The sequence below is a fragment of the Azospirillum sp. genome, assembly GCF_035628975.1.
Taxonomy (GTDB): domain Bacteria; phylum Pseudomonadota; class Alphaproteobacteria; order Azospirillales; family Azospirillaceae; genus Azospirillum.
This window is the reverse complement of record NZ_DASPIS010000125.1, coordinates 1-4,824: the sequence shown is the minus strand read 5'-3', so window position 1 is coordinate 4,824 and position 4,824 is coordinate 1. Positions and strand designations below refer to the sequence as shown.

7 protein-coding genes are annotated in these 4,824 nt (G+C 62.7%); 2 read left to right on the top strand and 5 right to left on the bottom strand.

What is annotated here, in order from left to right; translation table 11 throughout:
- On the top strand, nucleotides 1-277 hold a 277-nt coding region (locus VD964_RS26715), incomplete at its 5' end, for a sensor histidine kinase (RefSeq protein WP_324871494.1).
- Nucleotides 278-681: 404 nt separating this feature from the next.
- Here VD964_RS26715 and VD964_RS26710 read toward each other — a convergent pair.
- The 3 genes from VD964_RS26710 to VD964_RS26700 form a co-directional block, all read right to left on the bottom strand.
- The gene (locus tag VD964_RS26710; protein WP_324871493.1) at nucleotides 682-1,059 is read right to left on the bottom strand and encodes a response regulator; all 378 of its coding nucleotides are present in this window, start codon (nucleotides 1,057-1,059) and stop codon (nucleotides 682-684) included.
- 215 nt (nucleotides 1,060-1,274) lie between these two features.
- Nucleotides 1,275-1,538: a hypothetical protein gene (locus tag VD964_RS26705; RefSeq protein ID WP_324871492.1), complete on the bottom strand. Its 264-nt coding sequence runs from the start codon at nucleotides 1,536-1,538 to the stop codon at nucleotides 1,275-1,277.
- A gap of 193 nt (nucleotides 1,539-1,731) precedes the next feature.
- Nucleotides 1,732-2,970, bottom strand: coding sequence for an MFS transporter (locus tag VD964_RS26700; protein ID WP_414637281.1), 1,239 nt, complete (start codon nucleotides 2,968-2,970; stop codon nucleotides 1,732-1,734).
- A gap of 106 nt (nucleotides 2,971-3,076) precedes the next feature.
- Between VD964_RS26700 and VD964_RS26695 the strand changes: the two genes are divergently transcribed.
- Entirely contained in the window at nucleotides 3,077-3,529 is a 453-nt protein-coding gene (locus tag VD964_RS26695; RefSeq protein WP_324871491.1) for a helix-turn-helix domain-containing protein, read from the top strand.
- A gap of 160 nt (nucleotides 3,530-3,689) precedes the next feature.
- Here the strand turns inward: VD964_RS26695 and VD964_RS26690 are convergent, their stop codons facing one another.
- On the bottom strand, nucleotides 3,690-4,073 hold the full coding sequence (locus VD964_RS26690) for a hypothetical protein (RefSeq protein WP_324871490.1): 384 nt from the start codon (nucleotides 4,071-4,073) through the stop codon (nucleotides 3,690-3,692).
- Between the two features lie 13 nt (nucleotides 4,074-4,086).
- Complete coding sequence (locus tag VD964_RS26685; protein ID WP_324871489.1) at nucleotides 4,087-4,329, bottom strand: DUF4167 domain-containing protein; 243 nt, start codon at nucleotides 4,327-4,329, stop codon at nucleotides 4,087-4,089.
- Nucleotides 4,330-4,824 lie beyond the last annotated feature (495 nt).

The following is a 4,824-nucleotide window of genomic DNA, read 5'->3' as shown; positions in this document are numbered from 1 at the left end:
ACTGGGGCTGATCACCAACGAACTGGTGACCAATGCCGTCAAGTACGCGTTTCCGGACGGCTCCGGCACGGTGCGCGTGGAGTTCACCGCCGATGAGGGGCGCGGCCAGGGCTGTCTGATCGTCGCTGATAATGGGATCGGCATGGGTGAGCCGCGGCCAGGCAGTACCGGGCTGACGCTGGTAGCGGGGCTTGCTCAACAGCTCGGAGGCGAGGTCGAGCAGGCACCAACGGAGCGAGGAACCAAGTTCTGTCTCTGCTTCCTGCTGGTGCGCTGAGTGGGAAAGCCAGACTACACAACCGAAAGCGAGGGGCCCCGGCCAGTCTTTGAGCAGAGCCGTGACCGGCATAGCGTTTATAGAGCATAGGGATTTGCAGCCGTGCTTAGGGCCGATCACCGCCCACCCGCCGCCTCAACCTCCACCACGCTCGGATGTCCTGGAACCGCCGCTCCCCAGTCGCCGCCGCCCGCTTACACCGCAACAGCGCAACCTCGGCCGCCGCCGCTTCGGCAGCGCGCCGCGCCCGCTCCCGCGTCGCCCGGATCTGCTCGTCGTCGGAGGATCGCCTATTCCACCGTAGCAGGCTCGACCATGTCCCGTTGCGCGCCGCACTGTGGACTCCATGATCCGCCGACCCCCAAGCGGGGCGGCCAGCCGCAGGTGCCGATTTCCCCACTCGCTCAGGAGGCCAGCTCCGTTCGCCGGGACAGCAGGGCGGTGATCGCCGGGATCAGCGCGGACAAGGAATAAGGCTTGCGCAGGACCACCAACCGTCCCGGCTCCTCGTTCGGAAGATGCTCGCTGTATCCGGTGGTAACGACGACCGGCAGGTCGGGGCGCCGCTGCCGGATGATCCGGATCAAGGCCTCGCCGTCCATCACCGGCATGCGCATGTCGGTGAGCAGGAGGTCGGCTGGATCGGTGGCGTCAGCCTCGACGGCTGCCAGTCCATTGTGCGTGACGGTGACCCGAAACCCTTCGGACTCCAGAACTTCGGCCACGACCATGGCAACCAGATCCTCGTCCTCAGCCAGCAAAACATGAGGGGAGTCGTACATCTGTCATCCGCATCAAAGAGTTTATGACCGTCATCTCCATCCAGATAACAACCATTGCACAGCAGAAAGAGCCCAGACTGTTCATATCGAGGGCGTCGTCATCGTCGGCAAGGCGTTGTCTGGGGCGGTGGTCGTTATGTCGCAAGTCGGCTCTGCTGCCGACGTTCGCGCTTCCGATACCCCGTCGGCACCGTCTGAAAAAAAGACTTCGGGCGTTATGGAACATGCGGCGGCCGACCGGCCGGGCCGGTGCTGGTCAGCTTGATCCGGATCGCCGCCAGCGGTGCCGGCGAGGTGATCGCCCAGGGCGGCTCCGCGCCGTCGGCACCGGACGACGCACACCAAGCGCGGAGCCTCGACGTCGACGAGCTGGCGGCCGCGGTGGAGATCGAGGAGCCGGCCGGGCTGGTGCTGGCTAGCCTGATCCGGATCGCCGCCGGCATGCCGGCGAGGTGGCGATGCCGCCCCTTTCGCGACAATGGCCGGGTATCCCGATCGCTCCTTATCGCGACACTGCCTTGGGAACCGAGCCTACGCCGCACATGCTCTACGCGTGCGAAAAACATGCCTCTGATTGGTGCCGAGAGCGCGCAGGTCTCGACCACGCACGAGCCGATATTGGCGACCGACCGGCTGGTCGCTCTACCAGGACGCCGCTGGCAAACCAGAAGCTTAGAGTCCGTCGGCGCATTCCGTCGCTTCGCTACTGACCAACAAGCGGCGCGCGCAAACCCAAGTCAGCATTGCAACTGCACTGAATGCGGCTCCCAGCATGGAAACGCCGTGCCAGCCAGCATGGGCGTAGACCAATGTCGCGGCACTTGCTCCCATGGCACTGCCAATCGAATAGAAAACCATGTAGCCGCCGACGAGACGGCTGCGTGCCGTCGGGTGGCGAGCGACGATGATGCTCTGGTTGGTGACGTGGACCGCCTGCACGGCAAGATCGAGCAGGACAACGCCGATCAGCAGAAGCGGAATCGACGACGGTAGAAACGCGATCAGCCCCCATGACAGCAGCAGGAGCGTGAGAGACAGCGCCGTCGTCCATTGGCCGAGACCATGGTCCGCGAGGCGTCCCGCACCTATCGCGGCTGCCGCACCTGCTAGACCGACCAGACCGAACAGCCCGATCTGCGTGTGCGAGTAGTGGAAAGGAGTGGTGCTGAGCGGCAGAACCAGGCTTGTCCAGAATGTGCTGAAGGTCGCGAAGATCAGCAGAGCGAGAAGACCGCGAGCCAGCAAAGCCCGGTCACGCAGAAACAGGGCGGGAATGGAACGCAGTGTCTCGGCGTAGCTGTCGGTGCTGCTCGGCAGCGCATTTCGCGGCAGAACACGCGTCAACAGCCCGACCATGACCGCCATCAGAACGGCCGATGTCAGATAGACCACCCGCCAGCCGCCGAGATCGGCGAGCAGCCCGGCGACAAAGCGGGCGGCAAGGATGCCGATGACGACGCCGCTCGTCACCGTGCCGACCGCCCTGCCCCGTTCAGCAGGCGTTGCCAGCGTCGCGGCGAAGGCGACCAGAACCTGCACCACGACAGCGAGTAGGCCCATCGCGGCCAGGCCGGTGAATAGAACCCCTTGGGTGTTCGCTGTCGCTACAGCGATCAACGCGACGATCGACAGAAGGCCTTGGCCAATGACAAGCCGACGGCGGTCAAGTATATCACCGAGCGGAACAATGAAAATCAGCCCTAACGCATAGCCAACCTGGGTCAGTGTTACAACAAGGCCGATCGCAGCGGGCAAAATTCCAAAATCCCTCGCGATCGCGTCGAGCAATGGCTGAGCGTAATAGATGTTTGCTACACTGAGCCCGGCGGCAACAGCAAAGATCAGCGTCCTAATTCTTGATAGCCCACTATCCGGCTGGAGCCGTCCCCTTGGTCCGCTTGCGCTCTGCATAGTGATCCCGTTCGTGAAGCCAATCTGGTTTCATATCGAGACCACTTGCGCATCAAGAAATCCAGTTCTATTTTAGGACCAGTTTTTCACGGTGGAGACCGGTGACATGGTCAAGCGGGTCAGTCTGTGGGATGCGGGTTGCCCGGTGGCGCGCGCGCTTGATGTTATCGGAGATTGGTGGTCACTGCTGATCATTCGCGACGCCTTCGACGGAGTGCGACGATTCAACGAGTTTCAGAGCGGCCTTGGCATTGCTAAGGGAATGTTGGCAACCCGGCTGCGCGAGCTGACCGAACGCGGCATTCTGGAGACCGCGCCGGCTTCGGACGGCAGCGCCTACAAGGAATATGTCCTGACGGAAAAGGGGCGCGGCCTTTTCCTCGTTATCGTCGCGCTACGCCAGTGGGGTGAAGACCATCTCTATGGCCCTGATGAACCGCGATCCTTAATGATCGCCGCTGAATCGGGCCTCCCAGTTGCCCGTCTGGAACTGCACGCAGGAGACGGGCGGGTTCTGACATGGAGCGATACAAGGGTAGTAAAGACCAATCAAAACTGATCAAATATAGAGATGGCAAAGCGGCGCCAACCACGCGAATGCAGCTGGTATTTGTTGACAAACCTTATACGGCTTATGCATTTGCAAAAGCTTGTACTGATTTGAACGCTATAATGTTACAGAATCAGTGTGGGTGTATCCATATCTTCCACCACCTCCTTTACGCGACAGATCGCGAACCTGGGATAGCCGACGACGCGTCGTTGTCATCTGCCCGTTGCCCGCTTCCGAGTTCGTCCAGGACGTGCTGGTATTCGCCCGGTGGAAGGGCGCGAGCATCCTCGGCCATGTGCCGTAAGGCAGCGAGGCCGGCCTCGGTAAACCGAGCCCGCAGCCAATGGCTGCCGTCGTCCCGCAACTCCAGCAGCCCACGGTCCAGCATCCCCTGAATGACCGTTCCTGGCTTCGGCTGCCCCTTGTTCGGCCCGGTGGCCCACCGCTTCACCAGGATGCCGCTCTCCAGCCGCGGTGCCTGCCCAAAGCGCACCATGAATTCGTTGCGGATCAGAGCCCGCTCTCGCGGCGTCAAGGTGATGTCGCTCATCAGCTCACCTCCCTCAATCCTCTCCCCGCGATACCCGGAACCAATGCTCAGCATATTGCCGACACAGTTCAGCCTCCACGCCATCTCCGGTGCGTTCGGCATCGGCCGCGCGGGCGAGCCACTGAGACTGTTTCTGAAGCGCTGATCCGTTCACACGGGCGGGTGATGGTCGGACTCCGGTCGAAGCGGCAGTATGTGGGCGAGGCTTGCTGAAACTCGGTCGCGGCACTGGTACGCGGGGCCTGGAGGGTGGCATGGGGCCTACCGACTTCCTTAAAAGAGTGGAGGGTCATCCTTCGACCCGGAGAGTCTACGCCGTGCATCGCCACGATGCGCGAGAATTCTCCGATGCTGCGGCGTCGCCGGCGCCTGCCGGCGTGCTGCCTGACATCGGGAACCCGGCCGACCGGTGGGGCCGGTGACCAGTAGCCTGATCAGCACCGTCAGCGTCGGCGATATGGCCAACCGCCCTTTTCGCGACAGCTTCCAGCCGCTCCTTTTCGCGACACTCTGATCCGCCTGGATCAGAGTGTCCGCTTTGCCACCGTTTTCGGCACTGGTGGCGCAGAGACGCGCGTAATGACAGTGGCCCATCAAAGCGCCGGATCGGTGTACCGCGGCCCGGAAATGAGACACCCGTCTGGGCTTGTTCAGGCGGCCAAGGGTAGCTCAGCGACGGTTGGCCGATCAACGCGGAGTTGTTCGGCGCGCACCTGAGCGGGGGTGCGATGGCCATGCCGGGCGACGAGCC